The sequence below is a fragment of the Archangium minus genome (assembly GCF_044360475.1).
Classification (GTDB): Bacteria; Myxococcota; Myxococcia; order Myxococcales; family Myxococcaceae; genus Archangium; species Archangium minus.
In genome coordinates, this window is sequence record NZ_CP043494.1 from 2153642 (window position 1) to 2171983 (window position 18342).

The window sequence follows — 18342 nt, forward strand, 5'->3', positions numbered from 1 at the left end:
GTGGGAGCGCGGGCACTCCTGGAGGTGCTCCGCTCCTGGCCGGAGTCCGCGCGGGGCGAGGTGCCCCAGGACGTGGACGCGCTGGTGCACGCGGCGGCCCGGCATGGGCTCGCGGGGTTTGTGCAGCACGCGGTGGGACGCTCGGAGTGGGCGCTGGGTGAGGCGGTGCGCACCCAGCTGCGCCGCGAGGCCCTGACGCAGGCCGCTCGGGGCATGCGGGTGAAGGCGTTGCTGCTGCGGAGCCTGGATGCGCTGGCCGCCGTGGGCGTGGTGCCGGTGCTGCTGAAGGGGTACGGCCTGGCGCTGCGCCTCTACCCGGAGCCGCTGCAGCGAGTCACCACGGATGTGGACCTGCTGGTGGGGGACGCGGAAGTGGCGGTGGCGTCTCGCGCCCTGGTGGGGTTGGGGCTGAGGCCGCTCGGCGAGAAGGAGGCGGCGCATGCGCGAGAGCACGAGCACCACCTGACCTTCACGGGTGCGGCGGGGATGGTGGAGCTGCACTTTCGGGCGCTCGTGGGGTACGGCCAGGCGCTGGAGGCGCGGGTGCTGCTGGCCCAGGTGGAGGAGGCGGTGCTGGAGGGCCGGCGCGTGCGCTACCTGCGCGCGGAGGACGAGCTCGTCTACCTGGCACTTCATGCGAGCAACCACCTGTTGCAGCGGCTGGCGTGGCTGTTCGACCTGAAGCTGCTGGTGCTGGCGCACCCGGGGTTGGACTGGGGGAGGGTGGTGGAGGTGGCGCGGGGAACGGCCTTCCCTCACCTGGCCTGGTACGCGCTGGAGGCGGCGCGGCGGTTGATGGGAGCGCCCGTGCCGGAGGCGGTGCTGTCCGCCTTGGCGCCGCCCCTGTGGCAGCGACGAATGGCGGCGCACTTCTTCAGCGCGGAGCGGCTGCTGGGGACGGAGTTGATGCTGCACAAGCCGACGTGGGTGGCGGCCAAGCTGCTGCTCGCGCCCCGGTTGCTGCCCATGGCGCGCTACACCGTGCGCCGGCTGCGGGAAGATGGGCTCACGGCGTTGCGCGTGAGGTGAGTGCCTCGTCGCTTGTCACCCGGCCAATGACAACGAACCTGTTCGCCTGTTGGGTGCTGACTTACCAGTCCCGAGCGAGAATTCGGCCCTTCCCATCAATGGCATAGGTCGCGCCCGAGTCGGGAACGATGAGGCCGGGGCCGCACTTTCGAAGGTCGGGGGTGAACTCGATGAAGAACAAGTCGTCACTGACCTGGAGCACCCGGGTGTTGATGTATTCCCATTGAGCCAGGCAACGTGCTGTTTTGACGATGTGTCTTGCGACACTGCTTGTGTCATCGCTCCGGGACGCTACGCTGTGCCGCCTTCGTCAAGGAGACTCACGCGTGAGCAAATCCTCTGTCGAGCCCTCGGTGTCGAACGATTACCCTCCTGCGCCCTGGGCCTTGCGCGGGCAGATGTACCTCTCCCTCTGGATGGTGCCCGCCGAGCGCGTCCGGTTTGAGCTGGACCCCGCCTTCGAGCTGTTCACCCTGGCAGGCCGCGCGTGCGTCATCACGTGCTTCGTGGACTACCAGCAGGGGAGCGTGCTGACGTACGGCGAGCTCTTCGGCGGCATCAGCGTGAAGACGCGGGGCTCGGGTCACCTCGGCATGACGGTCACCCATATGTGGGTGGACAGCGAACGCTCCCTGCGTGGAGGGCGTGCGCTGTGGGGCATGCCCAAGGTGATGGCGCGCTTCGCGCTCGACCACCAGCCTCAGAGCGGAGGCGCCTTCGCGGGGGCGAGCTGGGACACCCAGGGCCGGGAGCTGGCGCGGGTGCACTTCGAGCCCCTCGCAGCCCTGCCGCCGAGCGTCCGCATCCCCATGGGCCTGCCGAACCTGCAGATGCTCAACGGACGGGTGCACGCCCCGAAGGACGCGAAGATTCATTTCTCGCCCCGGTTGCTCCAGGGCGCGGAGTGGTCCATCCCCACGGACAGCCCCCTGGCTTCACTTGGCATCGTGGGGGCACGCCCCTGGGTGAGTGCCCAGGTGCGTGACTTCGAGTGGACCCTGCCCGCGGCGACGCCCGTGGAGTGAGCGCCGCGTCAGGCCTCCGTGACGGCCGCGGGAGCAGGGGTCTCGGGTCGTCGCATCGGCTGGGCCTTGCCGTACGTCAGCGAGCGCCACACCCACTCAGCCGGACCGAAGCGGAAGCGCGCCAGCCACCAGTGGCTGAAGGCCACCTGCACGCAGAAGATGGCCAGGGTGAGCCCGATGGTCGCCGCGGGTCCCAGCTTCCCCATGAGCCCCAGCCCGAAGCCGTAGTACACGAAGAGGCTGATCACGGTCTCACAGAGGTAGTTCGTCAGCGCCATGCGTCCCACCGGGGCGAGCACCATCAACCATCGCTGCCACGTCTCGCGCTGGAAGAGGAGCACGAGGCCTGAGACATAGACGGCAGCGACGCCCAGCTCGTTGAGCTGCCGCACCGGCGACATGAGGACGAGCCACTGCGCCTGCGGGTCGATCATCTTCTGGCGCATCATGTACTGCAGCACGAGCCCGACGACGCTGCCGATCACGCCGAAGACGAAGCTCCACTTGAGGAGCTTGCGGAAGAAGCCCAGGTGCTGGGGCGCGTCGTGGAAGAGGCGCCGCCGTCCGGCGAGGAGCCCGAGCAGGAACCGGCCGAGCACGGCGAACAGCACGGGCACCATGCCCTGGACGAAGTGGCCGAAGTAGTAGCGGGCATTGGCGCGCACGACCTCGAAGTAGGTGCCGTGGGTGAAGGCCTCCAGCGTCTGGGCCCGGGCCTGGTTGGAGCGCTCCATGGCCGCCTTGGCTGCTTCGGCCGCGCCCTCCGTGCCGCCGCCGTTCAGAATCATCGGCACGACCTTCATGAGGACGTTCGTCACGAGCGGCATGGCGAAGATGAGGACAGTGGCCCAGATGAGCAGCGTCTTGTCGGCGCGCTTGCGGAACAGCAGCAGCGCGAAGCCCAGCACCGCGTACGTGGTGAGGATGTCACCGAGCCAGAGCCCGAACAGGTGCGCGGCGCCGATGAGGAACATCACGCACAGCCGCCGCATGTAGAGCGGGGCGATGGCGGCGCCGCGCGCCTCGGCGCGGATCATCTGCACGGAGAAGCCCAGACCGAAGAGGAACGAGAAGAGGGTGATGAACTTGCCGGACACCAGCGTTCCGGAGACATACGTGGCGGCGGTGTCCCACCACGAGGCCGAGGCCATGGCGGCCTCTATCTGCGCGCGCTGCAGGTAGGCCCGGCCGGAGAACCACCCGTAGACGTTGGAGACGAAGACTCCGCACAGCGCGAAGCCGCGCAGGACGTCGAGCAGGGCGAGTCGCTCGCTGGCGTCTATCGGGCGGGCTTCGGACGGCAGGTCAGCAAGCGGAGTGGGCGGTTGGCTCATGCCTCAGGAGTATGCCGGCCCGCCCCGGGTCCTTGCGAGCAGGCCCCCCCTGGGCCCCGTCCCTTCCCAAGACGCGCTATCCCACTTCGTCCTGTCCAGCTCCGGACAGGGCGGTGCCAGCCCCGGACAACTCCGTCGGCCAGGCCGCCATGCTCCAGGTGTCGCTGGCTTTCATTGCACCCTGTGCGTGGAAATCGTTAAAGGTGCGGCGCCATGGCCATCAGCCTCATCGACACCTTCCGCGTCCTTGCCTCGTTTGACCCGCCGCGTGGTTCGCTGCGCGGGGCTCCCTGGGAGGCCTACGTGGACTGGGCCATCGCGCAGGGCCTGGCGCCGCTGGCCTCCTACAACCTCGAGTACCGCCTGGCTGGCGGAGCCGACGCGCCGGAGTGGGCGCGGGACAGGCTGCTGAGCATCTACTCGGGCTCGGTCAACGACAACGTGATGAAGCTCGTCAACTTCAAGCGCTGCGTGGACGAGCTCGAGGGCCGACAGCTGCTCATCATGGGTGGTGCGGCCTTTGCCGACACGCTGTATCCGCATGTGGGCTTCCGTCCCGTGCTGGAGATTTCCATGTTGCTGCGGCGCATGGACGTGGACGCCTTTGCCGGTTACCTCGCCCAGCACCAGTTCCGCCCGGAGCCCGACGAGCCGGCCCATGGCGCGGTGAAGGTGGTGTCCGATGGACGTACCCCCATCTTCCTCTACGCGGACGTGCTCGGCGCCGAGCGACGCACGGAGGTGCAGGGCATCTTCGAGCGCGCGAAGCCCATGAAGATGTACGGCCCGTCCATCTTCCGCCCGGACCTGGAGGATGCGGTGCTGCTCGTGTGTCTGGAGCAGGCGCGCGAGGGCTACCAGATGCCCTGGTTGTCCTACCTGGATCTGCGCGAGCTGATGACGGGTGCGACGTCGATGGGGAGCGTCTATTCGCGCCCCGTGAATGTGGCGGTTCTGCTGGAGCGGGCGAAGGCGTGGCGGCTGGAGCGCGCCCTCTACACGTCGCTGTCCATTCTGGCGCGGCTCTTCCCCTCAATGGCTGAGAGTTTGAAACCCGCCCTCCCTCCGCTGCGCCGCGCCACGCGCGAACTGCTCGAGCGGCTGGTCGTTATTCCGGCGAGCGAGCCCGGGAAAATGAGCCATGTCCGAGGCTCGGAGCGCCTGCGCCGGCTGCTGACCGGGCAGTGAGTCAGGGCCTGGGCGGCTATTGCCCTCTTCCCCTCGATGCCGTTCCCGGCGTATGAGCGATCCCCGCCTCTGGCTACTGGAACGATCATGCATATCGCCATCATTGGAACGGGCTACGTAGGGCTTGTCGCGGGCACCTGCTTCGCTGACTCTGGAAACGACGTGACCTGCGTGGACATCGACGCGCGGAAGATCGCGATGCTCCAGCAGGGCGAGGTCCCCATCTACGAGCCGGGACTGGAGGAGCTCATCCGCAAGAACGCGCGGGAGCGCCGCCTGTCGTTCACCACGGACCTGGCGTCGGCAGTGGCGCGCTCGCAGGTGGTGTTCATCGCCGTGGGCACGCCCGAGGGCGAGAGCGGCGAGGCCGACCTTCAGTACGTGCTGGCCGCGGCGGAGCAGATTGGCCGGGCCATGCGTCAGTACACGGTGGTGGTGGACAAGAGCACCGTGCCGGTGGGCACCGCGGACAAGGTGCGCGAGACCATCTCCCGGGTGACCGAGGTGGAGTTCGACGTCGTCTCCAACCCCGAGTTCCTCAAGGAGGGCGCCGCGCTGGACGACTTCCTCAAGCCGGACCGGGTGGTGATTGGCGCGGAGTCGGAGCGGGCGCGCAAGGTCATGGGCCAGCTCTACGCGCCGTTCGTGCGCACGGAGAACCCCATCCTGTACATGGACACGCGCTCGGCCGAGCTGACGAAGTACGCGGCCAACGCGATGCTCGCCACGCGCATCTCGTTCATGAACGACATCGCCGCGCTCTGCGAGAAGGTGGGCGCGGATGTGGACTTCGTGCGCAAGGGCATGGGCGCGGACAAGCGCATTGGCTACCCGTTCCTCTTCCCTGGCGTGGGCTACGGCGGCTCGTGCTTCCCCAAGGACGTGAAGGCACTGGTGGCCAAGGGCCGTGAGCAGGGACTGGAGCTGGACCTGCTGCGCGCGGTGGAGCGCACCAACGAGCGGCAGAAGAAGCTGCTGGTGCAGAAGGCCATCAAGCACTTCGGCTCGTTGGAGGGTCGCTCCTTCGCGGTGTGGGGCCTGGCCTTCAAGCCGAAGACGGACGACATGCGTGAGGCTCCGTCCGTGGAGGTTATTGAGGGCCTGCTGGCCAAGGGCGCGAAGGTGGCGGCGCATGACCCGGTGGCTGAGCGCACCGCGCGTCGGGTCTTCGGAGACCGCATCCGCTACACGAACGTGCCCTACGAGGCGCTGGAGGGCGCGGACGCGCTCTTCGTCGTCACCGAGTGGAACGAGTTCCGTCACCCGGACTTCGAGCGCGTCAAGTCGCTGATGAAGACCCCGGTCATCTTCGACGGTCGTAACATCTACGACCCGGCGCGGATGAAGGAGCTGGGCTTCACGTACATGGGTCTGGGTCGGCGCTAAGCGCCGGTTGAGGGTGTGGCCATGACCCCCGAGTCCTTCCCCACGACGGGGTCTCGGCCCACCCCTCGCTCGCTGCTCCTGGCCACCTGCGCGCTGCTGCTCGGCGTGGTGCTGTGGCACGCGTGGATCAGCGACGACGCCTACATCCTGCTGCGCTCGGTGGACCACGCCGTGCGCGGGTTCGGTCTGCGCTGGAACGTGGCCGAGCGGGTGCAGTCCTTCACGTGTCCGCTGTGGACGTTGCTCATCACGGCCGTCTACGCCGTGACGCGTGAGGAGTTCTTCACCACGCTGGCCGTCTCCATCGGGGTGTCACTGGGGGCCGTTGCCCTGTGCCTGCGCGCGGCGCCCACGCGCACCCACGCGTTGCTCGTGGTGCTGGCGCTCATGGGCTCGCGGGCCTTCGTGGACTACGCCACCTCCGGTCTGGAGAACCCGCTGTCGCACCTGCTGTTGGGCGCCTTCTTCCTGGTCCTGGCGCGGCCGGAGGCGGGAGGGGCGTACCGGGTGGGGCTGCTGTCGCTGCTGGCCTCCCTGCTGATCACCAACCGCATGGACATGGGGGTGGTGGTGGCGCCGGCGCTGCTCTGGGAGGTGTGGCGCGCGCGGAGCTGGCGGACGGTGGGGCTGCTGGTGCTGGGCCAGGTGCCCTTCCTGGCGTGGGAGGTCTTCTCGCTCGTCTATTACGGCTTCCCCTTTCCCAACACCGCCTACGCCAAGCTCAACACGGGGGTGCCCTCGGGAGAGATGGCGCTCCAGGGCCTGCGCTACCTGGACATCTCCACGCGCTTTGATCCGCTCACCTCGCTGACGCTGCTCGTGGGGTTGTGGGCGGCGGTGCGCTCGCGCCGGCCGGTGTTGGTGGCGGGCGCAGTGGGTGTCGCCCTGTACCTGGCCTATGTGGTGCGGGTAGGCGGAGACTTCATGGCGGGCCGCTTCTTCACCGCGCCCCTCTTTGCGTCGGTGATGCTGGGGCTGCTCGCGCGGCCCGTGCTGACTCCGCGGGGCGTGCGGGTGGCGCTCGGGGTGCTGGTGCTGTCGCAGGTGCCCGGTCCGCTGGGAACCGCCGTGGCCGAGGCGGCGGGCGTGAAGCCCCTGCGTTGGTACAACACGCGGCAGTTGGAGCCCCAGGGCATCACCGACGAGCGCGCCGTCTACGCGGAGGGCGCTGGCCTTCGCCACTGGCGTCCGGGGCGGGAGTGGCCCGCTTACTACTTCTGCACGGAAGGACGCGAGGACCGCGCCAACTATCCTGACGGTGCGGTGCTGCCGGCGTACAGCATCGGCATGAAGGGCTTCTGCGCCGGACCCGCCTTCCACTACGTGGACATCTACGCCCTGGCGGATCCACTGCTCGCGCGCACGGTGCGCCCACGGCGCTACTGGCGCATCGGCCACTTCGACCGCGACGTGCCCGCCGGCTACCTGGAGACGCTGCGCACCGGCCGGAACGTCATGGAGGATCCCGCCCTGGCGGAGTACCTGGACAAGCTGCTCCTGGTGGTGCGCGGGCCCCTCTTCACCCGGGAGCGCTGGCACGCCATCTGGGAGCTCAACCGCCAGCGCACCGCGCCCGCGCCAACGCCGCGGCCTGCTGTGCCGGAGCCGTCGCGCGCGGAAGGGCACTGACCCCACCGGGTGGGGCGTGCCTCAGCGCGCCAGACCGCAGGCGTCCTTGCCCTCGTTCGTCTCGAGGATGCGGCAGGAGTTCTCGTCGTCCGGCGTGATGGTGCACGTCTGCAGCTTCTGCTCGCAGGCGTTCAGCTCCTCGTCGGTGGGCTCGACATTCCGCTCTCGCTCGGCCACCAGTTGGATGCAGTCGTCACGCTGGAACGAATCGACGCAGTCGCAGAGCCGTTCCGACAACTCCCGGCATGGACTCTTGCAACCAGCGAGGGCGAGCAGGGCGGAGAAGAGCAGGGTAATGGCAGCGGAGCGGCGCATGGGGTGGGCGAAGATGCCAGATGGGGACCTGGATGCAAGCAATGGCCGAAGGAACGTGGAGTGCTAGCCTCTCTGGCCGCTTACTTTCCTGGAGGCCATTCTCCCATGCTGTCCCTCGTCGCCGTCCTGCTCGCTGTCTCGCCCATGCCCGGCCAGCCCTCTCTGCTGAATTCCGTTCAGACTGAGCTCCGTGCTTCGCCGCGGCTGCTCGCCGTGCAGGATGCGCCCGCCGAGGGGGGCTCCCGGTTGGACGCGCCGGCTCCCGATGACCGCGAGGCGCGCATCCGCCAACTGACCCGCGAGGTGGAGGACATCAACGCTCGCCTCCGACAGACCAGCTCGAACTGGCCTATCGGCTCCGTCGTGATGGCCTACTCGGGCTACGTGCTGGCGCCGCTGCTGCTTGTTGGCCTCCCGATGCTCGTCATCGGACTGACGTCGACCGTGTCGTACGCGACCACGCTCGTGGCTGTAGGCGCGGTCCTCTCGGTACTCGGGGGCGGCGGAGTGGCCCTGCTCATCTTGGGGATCACCTCGGGCCTCGAGGCCTCGGGGAAGGCCAAGGTTGAGCGTGAGGAACTCCTCCGTCAGCGCAACGCGCTCGAGGACGAGCTGCGGGAGTTGAAGCGGGTGAGGCCGGAGTCCTCCCTGCAGGTCTGGCGCGATGGGCGGGGCGAGAGCTTCATCCCCGTGGCTTCGCTCGCCTTCTGAGCAGGCGGGCGCGTCCACCCGTTCACTTTCCGGGGTCATCCACTTCCGGGCGTCTGCGTAGACCCGTGACATAATTGGGACCCTTCATGCTTCCCGTGTCCCACTCCCGTTCGCACACGTCCCGGTACGCCCTCGGCGCCGAAGTGGTGCTGGCGGTGCTCTTGGTGCTGCTGCCCCTGTCGCTCGGGGGCGCGCCCACGTGGGTGCATTGGCCATTGGTGGTGCTCGCGGGCCTCGCCTTTGTGCTGGCGTGCCTGGGCGCGTGGAGTCAGCACCGATCCTTTCACCTGCCGCTGCTCGCGCTTCCACTCGGGGCTGGCGCGCTCTTGTGCCTCCTGCAGCTCGTCCCGCTGCCGCCGGAGCTGCTCTCCGTCCTCAGTCCCGAGGCGGCTGGGCTGCGTGACTTCGTCCTCGTCCCACTGGGACTGGAAGGCTCAAGGCCCCTGTCGATGGAGCCGCCAGCCACCTGGCGCGAGTTGGCCAGGTACCTGGCGTACCTGCTCTCCTTCGTCGCCGCGGTGCAGGTGAGCCGCTCCGAGCGCGCACGTCGCCGGCTGCTGAGCACCCTCGCCTTCACGGGGGCTGCGGTGGCCGTGCTGGGCCTGCTGCACGCGCTGCTCGGCCTCGATCGGCTCCTCGGCTTCATCGCCTTCATCCACGCGCGTCCGCCGCTCCTCACCCCCTTTGGCAACCCCAACCACCTCGCGGCCTTCCTCGGGCTGTCGGCCACCGTGTCGTTGGGGCTCGCGCTCTCCAGTGGGACGCGGCTGCGCGCGGCGCCCTTCGTGGTGGCCACGCTGCTGGGCGGGGCCGGGGTGCTGCTGTCCCTCTCGCGCGGAGGCATTGCCTTCTTCGTCTTCGGGCAGCTCGCCTTCGCGCTCCTGCTGCTGGGGCGCCGGGTGGGGACGGAGCGGGCGCGGACGTGGCGCCGGAGCGGCACCGTGCTGCTGTGCTTGCTCGCGGTGCTCGCGGTGGGCGGACAGATTGCCTCCGAGCAGCTGCTGGCCGAGCTGGAGACCGCGGACAGCATGGAGAAGCTGAGCCACAGCAAGCTGGAGCTGTGGCCGAAGGTGGCCTCGGTTGCGAAGGCCTACCCGCTCGGCATGGGCCGCGGCGCCTTCGAGTCCGTCTTTCCTCGCTACCAGGAGCGGCCTGTCCTCAACACCTTCACGCACCCGGAGAACGCGGTGCTGCAACTCGCCACCGAGTTCGGTGTGCCCGGGCTGCTGCTGCTCGCCGTGGGGCTGTGGGGGTTCATTCGGCTGGCGCGCCGGGAGGGCCTTGGCGCGGTGGAGTGGGCCGTGCTCGCGGGGGTGGCGGCGCTCGCGCTGCATGATCTCTTCGACTTCAGCCTGGAGCTGCCCGCGAGCGCGGTGGCGGCGTGGGTGGCGTTGGCCTGCGTGGCTCGACCTGATGACCGGGAGCGCTGCGGGGCCCCGCGGGGTCATGCGCCCTTGCGCGTGCTCGCAGTGGGCGGAGTCCTGGTCGCGCTGGCGCTGGTCGCGCTCATCCCTGGCCGGAGCACGTTGGACGAGGCCGAGGAGGAGCTCGGGGACCTCGTCCGCGCGCGGGCCCCGCTGGCGGAGGTGCGTGCCCGTGGGCTCGCCCTCATCGAACTGCACCCGGCCGATCATGCCCTCCAGGTCCTGATGGGGCTGGCGCATACGGACCTGGGACGTGCGGAGGCCGTCGAGGCGCTCGGCTTCGTCAACCGTGCCCTCTTCCTGAACCCGGTGGATGCGCGGGCTCACCGCGTGGCCGCGCGCGCCCTGCTCACCCTGGGACAACGCACCCAGGCCTTCCTCGAGTACCGCCTGGCGTTCGAGGCCGGGGACCAGGAGGCGCTGTGGCGCGAGGCGCTCGGGCGGGCGCGCACCCTGGAGGAGCTGCAGGCTCTCACGCCGGACTCGGCCCGGAGCGCGGTGTTGCTCGCGACCGAGCTGATGCGCACCCGGCGTTACGAGGTGGCCATTGCCTGGCTTGCCTGGGCCCGAGAGCACTTCGACGCGGCCCCCGAATCGGTCCAGCTCTGGGAGCGCGAGACGCGGTTGCGGTTGGCTCGGCAGGAGATGGCGGAAGCGGAAGCCGCCAGCGCGGAGGTTTTCCGCCGGGCCCCGGATGAGCTCTCCTCGTACCTGCTGCGCGCGGATGTCCTCCATGCCCAGGGACGCAGGGACGAGGCGCTCGAGTCACTTGAGCCTCTGCGTACGCGCTTTCCCATCAGTGTGGAGCTGGCCTTCACGCTCGCGCGGCTGGAGGTGGAGGCGGGGCTGACGCGGCGAGCGCGGGAGACACTTCAGCATGTGAGCCCCTTCGTCTCTGACCTGGGGTTGCGCGCGCAGCTCTTCATGCTGGAGGGCTCCAGCTTCGAGAAGGAGGGGCACCGCGCGCGAGCGCTCGAGTCCTGGAAGTCCGCGGTGCGCATCCAGCCCTCCGCGGGCCTCTGGTTCAAGGTGGCGCGGCTGCACGAGTCGCTGCACCAGCTCGACGCGGCGGCGCGGGCCGTGCGCGAGGGCGTGCGGCTACAGCCCCCGGAGCAGCGCGCGGAAGGGGAGGCGTGGGTGGAGCGCCTGGAGGCGGCGGAGCGCAAGCGCGTGGAGGAGCGGCGCCGTGCGCGTAGCGGTGGGGGGGGCTCGCTAGACCGGGTGCTGCGGGAGATGGCCGCGGACGAGGAGACGGGGGACGAAGAGGACGGGGCGCACTGAGCCGCTAGACCCCCAGTGCGCCACAGCCGGGGGGCAGCGCTGTCAGGGATGCATGTCGTGATGAGCCATGTGCCGGCCCCCCGGGCGCTCGTAGATGACGTCGGCCATTTGGGGTGACTCAAGCGCGATGAAGTCCTCGACGCTCACCTCCAGCGCCTCTTCGTGCGAGCCGGCGCGCAGCAGCAGGTCCTCGGCCACGCCCAGGCTCTCGTCCATCAGCACCGGCAGCCCGTAGAGGTGACCGAAGGGAGGCTCCGCGCCCAGCTCGCAGTCGGGGAAGCGCTTCGCGAAGTCGTCCTCGGTCGCCAGCCGGACCTCCCGGGCGCCGAGCGCCTCCTGGACCTTGTCCAGGTCCAGGCTCTCCACGGCGGGAGTGAGGCAGATCCACAGCTGCTCGTCGGCCAGGACGATGACCGACTTGGCCACTCGGTAGCCCGTTATATGGAGCGCCTGGGCCAACTCCTGCGCGGTGACGGCGCGGGGATGCCAGTGACGGAGGAAGGGGACGTGCTGCTGTCGGAGGTACTCCTGGATGGGTTCGGGGATCATGGGCGGCACCTCTGTTGTCTCGAAGGTGGACTGCCCACGACCCTCTGGCCATGGTGAGTCAGGCGAGTGCCTCCCAGGCGGGCGGGCACGCGCCTCGCGTCTCACTGCTGGAAATCGTAGACGCTGCCCAGGTTGAGGATGCGCGTGAGCTCGTCGAGCGCCGTCATTGTCTCGCGGGCCAGCTTCGGGTCCGCCAGGTCCTTGGCGCGCAGGTCCTCGCGGTAGTGGCGCTTCACCCAGCCCGCGAGCGCCTCGTGCAGCTCCGGGGTGTAGAAGACGTTCGCCTTCACCGCGGCGCGCTCGGTGTCGGTGAGCCACACGCGCTGGCGCAGGCAGGCCGGGCCGCCGCCGTTGTTCATCGACTGGCGCACGTCCAGGTAATACACGCGCTTCACGGGGTTGTTCTCGGCGACGACGCGCTCCAGGAAGCGCCGTGCCGGCTCCGTCTCCCGGCTCTCCTCGGGTGCGATGATGGCCATGGAGCCATCCGGCAGCGTCAGCACCTGCGAGTTGAACGGGTAGGCCTTCACCGCGTCGCGCGCGGGCAGCTCTTCGTTGGTGGCCAGCACGTAGGTGAAACCGTCCCCCAGCTTCTCGCGCAGCGTCTTCAGCAACCCCTGCGGGTCCACGAAGGCCAGCTCGTGCAGCATGAGGAAGCTCTGGTTGCCCACCGCCATCACGTCCGTGTGGAAGGCGCCCGCGTCGATGCCCTCGGGAGCCTGCTGCGGCAGCAGCACCTGCGCTGGCTCCAACTTGTGCAGCCGGGCCAGCGCCTGGCTGGCCTCATACGTCTGTCGCGCGGGGAAGCGGGTAGGGTGGCGCACGTCATCCCGCCAGGCGCTCCGGCCCCAGGCGAGCAGGTGCACCGCCTTGTGTCCCGGGGTGACGAGTCGGGTGTGGTTGGCCGCGCCCTCGTCCGCGAAGTGACCGCCGCCGGGCAGCGGGGCGTGGATGGCGAAATGCTTCTCGTCCGCGAAGATGGAGCGCAGCACCGCGTACGTCGTCTCCGCCTCCAGTGCCCGGTGGAACATCTGCTGGAGGTTGGCCGGCGTCAGGTGCATTCGCCCGTCCGCCGTGTCCTCCGAGGGCGCCCCCGTGGCCGCGTTCGCCGTCCACATGGCGGCGGAGCTGGAGGTGAGCCGCAGCAGGTGCTCGGCCTCCTGTCCGGCCCGGGTGATGACCTCCTCGTCCGTGCCGGAGAAGCCCAGCGCGCGCAGGGCCCGCAGCGAGGGCCTCGGCTGGGGAGGCAACACGCCCTGGCCCACGCCTAACTCCGCCACGAAGCGCATCTTCTCCAAACCCTGGAGGGCCGCTTCTCGGGGGTGGCTCACCTCGCCGCCATGGAGGGCGGACGCCAGGTTGCCGGGCGACAAGCCGCCGTAATTGTGGGTGGGACCGACGATGCCGTCGAAGTTGTATTCGCGCATGGGGTATGGAAACGCTTGTGGAGCGCCCTCCCTTAGCAAAGCGCCTGAAGCGTTTCCTCCGCTACCTGCTCGTTCGTGCGGCACTCACCATCGTGAGCAGCCTGCCGCTGGGGCTCGCTCGGATGTTGGGGGCGGGTTTCGGCCGGTTCGCCTTCGCCGTGGCCGGTGGGGAGCGTCGCAAGGCCTTGAAGTCTCTGGCCCGCGCCTTCCCGGAGAAGTCCGACGCGGAGCGGCATGCCCTCGCCCGCGCCTCCTTCCGCCACCTGGGTATGGCCGTCTTCGAGGTGGGCGCGACCGCCTCCATGGACCGGCAGCTCGAGCGCCTGGTGCGCTGGCCGGAGGAGGACCGGCGAGTCCTGGAGACGGCGCTCGCCCGGGGCAAGGGGGTCGTCTTTGTCTCCGGCCATGTGGGCAACTGGGAGCTGTTGGCTCGGCGGGTGGCGCGGTCGGGCTTCCCGAGCCAGAGCATCGCCAAGGAGACCTCGGACCCGAGGCTCACCGCGCTCGTCGAGCGCTTCCGGGCCCAGGGCGGAGTGCGTAGCATCTGGCGCGGCCAAGAGGGGGCGGCGCGAGCCATGCTGCGCGCTCTCAAGGCGGGGGAGATCCTCGGGCTGCTCATCGACCAGGACACGAAGGTGCAGTCCGTCTTCGTGCCCTTCTTCGGTGAGCTGGCGGCCACGCCCCGAGCGGCGGCGGACCTGGCGCTGCGCACGGGCGCGGCGGCGGTGGTGGGCTTCTGCCAGCGCGAGGGCGAGGGCTACCGACTGTGGATGGAGGAGGTACCTTGGCAAGCGAGCGGGGACCGAGAGGCCGATGCGGTGGCGCTCACGGCTGCTCTCTCGGAGAGGATAGAGGCAGCCATCCGCCGGGCCCCTGAGCAATGGGTGTGGATGCATCAGCGTTGGAAGACCCGTCCCACTACCCCGACCCGATGATAGAAAACGGCCTCGTGCCACGTACCGTCCTTTTCTCGAGCCTCCTCTGCCTCCTGGTGGCCTGCACCCCGAGGCAGGCGCCTGGAGACACCTCCGCGCCGCCCGCCGTGGTGATGCAGGGGGTGCGGCTGCGCTCGTACGACGGCAGCACCCTGTCCATGACGGGCCAGGCCGAGCGGGCCACCTACGATCGCAACGGCGACATCACCGCCTCTCAGGCCACGCTCCTCATGTTGGACAAGAGCCCTCAGCCGGAGGCGCCTCCGGCCGGCACAAAAGCTCGCGCGAAGAAGAAGGGCGAGCAGGAGCAGGCGCAGATCCCTCCGGGCGGCACGCTGGTTCGCGCGAAGCTCATGGAGGGCAACCTGGGCACGCGGCAGATGGTGGCCACGGGGGACGTGGAGGTGCGCACCGCTTCGGGGATGGTGGCACGCACGCCCAAGGCCACCTATGACGGGGTGCAACAGTCGGCGCGGGGAACAGAGGGCGTGCAGGTCGACGGGCCGGAGTACCACGTCCAGGCGGACGCCTTCTCTTTGTCCATCCCCGACGAGAGCCTCACCTTCGAGGGCTCGGTGCAGACCGTCTTGGGAGCCGCACATGATTGAGTACCTCGTGACGGCCTTCTTCGTGGCCCAGCCGGTGAATCCGACTGCGCTGGAGGCCAGTGCTCGCTCGCCTGGCAAGGCGGAGACCTCGGAGCTGCGCAGCCCGGTGAAGATCACCTCCCAGCGGGTGGTCGGCTCGCGCAACCAGGCCGTCTTCAAGGGCAACGTGGTGGTGAAGCAGGGGACGATGGACCTGCAGTGCGACGAGATGATCGCCCACTACAACGGCCCGCGCGAGGTGACGCGCGTGGAGTGCGTGGGCAACGTGCGCGCGGTGGACGGAGACCGCACGGCCAAGGGCGAGCGGGCTGACTTCGACGTGCCCAGCGGCTTGCTCGTGGTGACGGGCAATCCCGAGGCGCAGGATCCCACCACGCACCTTCGCGGCTCCGAGGTGCGGATGACCGCGGGCAACAAGAACCACGAGTACCAGGTGGAGAACGCCGTCGTCACCCTCCAGTCGGCACCGCTGAAGCAGCCGTCGCGCAAGGGCGGAGGCAAGGAGTCCTCCTTGGCTCGGGATCCCGCGGTGATCTCCTCCAAGCGGGTGGTTGGCTCCAACAACCAGGCCGTCTTCACGGGCGACGTGGTGGTGAAGCAGCGGACGATGGACCTGCGGTGCGACAAGATGATCGCCCACTACAACGGCCCGCGAGAGGTGACACGGGCGGAGTGCGTGGGCAACGTACGAGCGGTGGACGGCGATCGCACCGCTCGAGGCGAGCGGGCCGACTTCGACGTGCCCAGCGGCCTGCTCGTGGTGACGGGCAACCCTGAGGCGCGCGATCCCACCACGCACCTCCGGGGCTCCGAGGTGCGGATGACGGTCGGTCAATCGAATTTCGAGGTGAAGGACGCCGTCATCACCGTGGAGACGGCGCCGCTCAAGGAGCAGCGCAAGGGTGGGGGCCGGAGCAATCCAGGTAGCGCGTCAGGCGCAGGGGGGACGAAACCATGAGCAGTCGGTTGTACGCCGAGGGTCTCGAGAAGACCTTCCGTAAGCGCAAGGTGGTGCAGGGCGTGTCCTTCTACGTCTCCCAGGGAGAGGTGGTGGGGTTGCTCGGACCCAACGGCGCTGGCAAGACGACGAGCTTCAACATGGTGGTGGGCCTGGTGCGGCCCGACGTTGGCCGGGTGCGCGTGGACGACGAGGACCTCACCCACCTGCCCATGCATCGGCGCACGCTGCGCGGTCTGGGCTACCTCCCCCAGGAGTCCTCCATCTTCCGCAAGCTCACCGTGAGCGAGAACTTCCTGTCCGTGCTGGAGCTGCAGAAGCACATGGACAGGTCGGCTCGCGAGAAGCGCGCCCGGGAGTTGTTGGAGGAGTTCGGCCTGGGCCATGTGGCCGAGTCGCTCGGCGAGACGCTCTCCGGCGGGGAGCGCCGTCGCGCGGAGATCGCCCGCTCCCTCATCCCCAACCCCCGCTTCATCCTCTTCGACGAGCCCTTTGCCGGCGTGGACCCCATCAACGTGGGGGACCTCCAGCGGCAAATCTCCCACCTGAAGTCCCGCGGGCTGGGCGTCCTCATCACCGACCACAACGTCCAGGACACCCTGGGCATCTGCGATCGCGCCTACATCATCGCACAGGGTCAAATCCTCGAGGAGGGCACGCCCGCGCAGCTTGCCTCCTCGGCGCGGGCGCGTGCGGTGTACCTCGGCGAGCGATTCCGCTTGCAGTCGGTGTGAGCGCCGAAAAACCGGCTTCCTGAGCCGCTCGGGGGCGGGTTGCACCTGCGTGCCGTCCCCCCTCCGCACGTCCATTGTTGAACGTCTTTGTCGGCGTTCGAGACAATGCAAGTGTGCGGAATAAATGAAGAATTTCACGAAGTGCAAAGCATGGGCCGGACTCTCGGACACTGGACGAAGTCGGGGGGCCTTGCTACTTTGGCACGGTCCTTGATGGCGGGCCGCCATCGAGTCGAGTGTTGAACCGGGCGGGAGACAGAGAATGGCGATGGAACTCAAGCAGAGCCTGAAGCTTTCGCAGCAGCTGGTGATGACGCCCCAGCTGCAGCAGGCCATCAAGCTGCTGCAACTCTCGCGGATGGAACTGCTGGAGCAAGTCCGGGAGGAGATGGACCAGAACCCCCTCCTGGAGCAGCCGGACGAGGCCCCCTTCGGGGATACGGCGGACAAGGAGCCAGGCGAGGCTTCCCTGGAAGCGGCGAATACCGAGCTTCCGGTGGGGGTGGAGTCGCGGACGCCGGACGCCGCGCCCGAGTTCAAGGCGGATGGTGACGGGCCCCCGGAGATTGACTGGGAGGCCTACCTCAACAGCTACCAGTTCAACGAGCCCACGACGGCCTCCAACCGGGGCAACGTGGCGACCGAGGATCTGCCTTCCTTCGAGGCCAACCTCGTGGAGAAGGAGGACCTGGTTGATCACCTCCAGGAGCAGCTCGGCACGCTGCGGCTCAACGAGGCCGAGCGGCGCATCGGGATGCTCATCCTGGGCAACCTGGACCACGACGGGTACCTGACGCTGGAGGAGGTGGAGGGTGACCCCCTTATCCGCCTGGCCAACGAGGCGGACGTGCCCATGTCGGTGGCCGAGCGCACGCTGCGCCGCATCCAGAACCTGGAGCCCAAGGGCTGCGCCGCGCGCGATCTGCAGGAGTGCCTGCTCATCCAGGTGGCCGCGCTGAAGGACAAGCACGCGCCGCTGCTGGGCCTCATCATCAAGCGGCACATGAAGTACCTGGAGAGCAAGAACCTTCCGGCCATCGCGAAGGACCTGAAGGTGTCGCTCGAGGAGGTGGTGGAGGCCTCCAAGCTGCTGCCCAAGCTGGATCCGAAGCCGGGCCGCAACTTCAGCGGGGACGACGCGCAGTACATCACCCCCGACGTGTTCGTCTACAAGCTGGCCGAGGACGAGTACACGGTGGTGCTCAACGACGACGGCCTGTCGAAGCTGCGGATTTCTGGCACGTACCGCAACGCGCTGAAGAGCGGCGGGGTGGGGCCGGGGCAGACGAAGGAGTTCATCCAGGAGAAGCTGCGCAGCGCGCAGTGGCTCATCCGCTCCATCCACCAGCGCCAGCGCACCATCTACAAGGTCACCGAGAGCATCGTGAAGTTCCAGAAGGACTTCCTGGACAAGGGCATTGCCCACCTCAAGCCGCTGATTCTTCGGGACGTGGCTGAGGACATCGGCATGCACGAGTCCACGGTGTCGCGCGTGACGACGAACAAGTACGTGCACACGCCGCAGGGCATCTTCGAGCTGAAGTACTTCTTCAACTCGTCCATCGCCCGCGTGTCCGGTGAGGACACGGCGAGCGAGGCGGTGAAGCACCACATCAAGCAGCTGGTGTCGCAGGAAGATCCGCGCAACCCGTACTCGGACCAGAAGATCGTCGAGCTGCTCAAGGCGCAGGGGACGGAGATCGCCCGGCGCACGGTGGCCAAGTACCGCGAGGTGCTGGGCATCCTCCCGAGCAGCAAGCGCAAGCGCTACTTCTAGTCGGGCTCATGTTGCCGCCCGTTCGTCGGCCC

16 protein-coding genes are annotated in these 18342 nt (G+C 68.7%); 12 read left to right on the plus strand and 4 right to left on the minus strand.

The genetic code is table 11. The features are described 5' to 3' along the window. The gene (locus tag F0U60_RS08810) at positions 1-1029 is read left to right on the plus strand and encodes a nucleotidyltransferase family protein (RefSeq protein ID WP_395816555.1); all 1029 of its coding nucleotides are present in this window, start codon (positions 1-3) and stop codon (positions 1027-1029) included. A gap of 326 nt (positions 1030-1355) precedes the next feature. Continuing rightward, positions 1356-2054, plus strand: a complete 699-nt coding sequence (locus F0U60_RS08815) for an acetoacetate decarboxylase family protein (protein ID WP_395816557.1) — start codon at positions 1356-1358, stop codon at positions 2052-2054. A gap of 8 nt (positions 2055-2062) precedes the next feature. Here F0U60_RS08815 and F0U60_RS08820 read toward each other — a convergent pair whose 3' ends face one another. After that, positions 2063-3388, minus strand: a complete 1326-nt coding sequence (locus F0U60_RS08820) for a DUF418 domain-containing protein (RefSeq protein WP_395816560.1) — start codon at positions 3386-3388, stop codon at positions 2063-2065. Positions 3389-3601: 213 nt separating this feature from the next. Here F0U60_RS08820 and F0U60_RS08825 point away from each other — a divergent pair, with 213 nt between their 5' ends. The 3 genes from F0U60_RS08825 (at position 3602) to F0U60_RS08835 (ending at position 7591) form a co-directional block, all read left to right on the plus strand. Then, positions 3602-4576 (plus strand): nucleotidyltransferase family protein, encoded by a 975-nt coding sequence (locus tag F0U60_RS08825; RefSeq protein WP_395816562.1) that lies wholly within the window; start codon positions 3602-3604, stop codon positions 4574-4576. A gap of 87 nt (positions 4577-4663) precedes the next feature. Further along, a complete protein-coding gene (locus F0U60_RS08830; protein WP_395816565.1) occupies positions 4664-5962 on the plus strand; it encodes a UDP-glucose dehydrogenase family protein in 1299 nt (432 codons plus the stop codon). A gap of 21 nt (positions 5963-5983) precedes the next feature. Next, on the plus strand, positions 5984-7591 hold the full coding sequence (locus F0U60_RS08835; RefSeq protein WP_395816568.1) for a hypothetical protein: 1608 nt from the start codon (positions 5984-5986) through the stop codon (positions 7589-7591). Between the two features lie 21 nt (positions 7592-7612). On the opposite strand, the gene F0U60_RS08840 is transcribed toward F0U60_RS08835, so the two are convergent. Then, on the minus strand, positions 7613-7906 hold the full coding sequence (locus F0U60_RS08840; protein WP_395816571.1) for a hypothetical protein: 294 nt from the start codon (positions 7904-7906) through the stop codon (positions 7613-7615). Positions 7907-8011: 105 nt separating this feature from the next. Between F0U60_RS08840 and F0U60_RS08845 the strand changes: the two genes are divergently transcribed. Together F0U60_RS08845 and F0U60_RS08850 are read left to right on the plus strand one after the other, a co-directional pair. Next, complete coding sequence (locus tag F0U60_RS08845) at positions 8012-8617, plus strand: hypothetical protein (protein WP_395816574.1); 606 nt, start codon at positions 8012-8014, stop codon at positions 8615-8617. 86 nt (positions 8618-8703) lie between these two features. Next, the gene (locus tag F0U60_RS08850; RefSeq protein ID WP_395816576.1) at positions 8704-11322 is read left to right on the plus strand and encodes an O-antigen ligase family protein; all 2619 of its coding nucleotides are present in this window, start codon (positions 8704-8706) and stop codon (positions 11320-11322) included. Between the two features lie 42 nt (positions 11323-11364). On the opposite strand, the gene F0U60_RS08855 is transcribed toward F0U60_RS08850, so the two are convergent. After that, positions 11365-11871, minus strand: a complete 507-nt coding sequence (locus tag F0U60_RS08855; RefSeq protein WP_395816579.1) for an aminoacyl-tRNA deacylase — start codon at positions 11869-11871, stop codon at positions 11365-11367. A 101-nt stretch (positions 11872-11972) separates the two neighbouring features. After that, entirely contained in the window at positions 11973-13298 is a 1326-nt protein-coding gene (gene astB, locus F0U60_RS08860) for an N-succinylarginine dihydrolase (protein ID WP_395816582.1), read from the minus strand. Between the two features lie 17 nt (positions 13299-13315). On the opposite strand from astB, the gene F0U60_RS08865 reads away from it, so the two are divergent. The 5 genes from F0U60_RS08865 to rpoN all read left to right on the plus strand — a co-directional run bounded on the left by F0U60_RS08865 (position 13316) and on the right by rpoN (position 18310). Beyond that, the gene (locus tag F0U60_RS08865) at positions 13316-14233 is read left to right on the plus strand and encodes a lysophospholipid acyltransferase family protein (RefSeq protein ID WP_395816585.1); all 918 of its coding nucleotides are present in this window, start codon (positions 13316-13318) and stop codon (positions 14231-14233) included. A gap of 14 nt (positions 14234-14247) precedes the next feature. After that, positions 14248-14841: a hypothetical protein gene (locus F0U60_RS08870; protein WP_395816588.1), complete on the plus strand. Its 594-nt coding sequence runs from the start codon at positions 14248-14250 to the stop codon at positions 14839-14841. Further along, positions 14834-15799 carry an LptA/OstA family protein gene (locus F0U60_RS08875; protein WP_395816591.1) on the plus strand — a complete coding sequence of 322 codons (966 nt, stop codon included), beginning with the start codon at positions 14834-14836 and terminating at the stop codon, positions 15797-15799. The genes F0U60_RS08870 and F0U60_RS08875 overlap by 8 nt, the downstream gene beginning before the upstream one ends. Next, positions 15796-16533 carry an LPS export ABC transporter ATP-binding protein gene (gene lptB / locus F0U60_RS08880; protein ID WP_395816594.1) on the plus strand — a complete coding sequence of 246 codons (738 nt, stop codon included), beginning with the start codon at positions 15796-15798 and terminating at the stop codon, positions 16531-16533. Before F0U60_RS08875 ends, lptB begins: the two co-directional genes overlap by 4 nt. Positions 16534-16795: 262 nt before the next feature. Beyond that, a complete protein-coding gene (rpoN, locus tag F0U60_RS08885; RefSeq protein ID WP_395816596.1) occupies positions 16796-18310 on the plus strand; it encodes an RNA polymerase factor sigma-54 in 1515 nt (504 codons plus the stop codon). Positions 18311-18342: the final 32 nt, after the last annotated feature.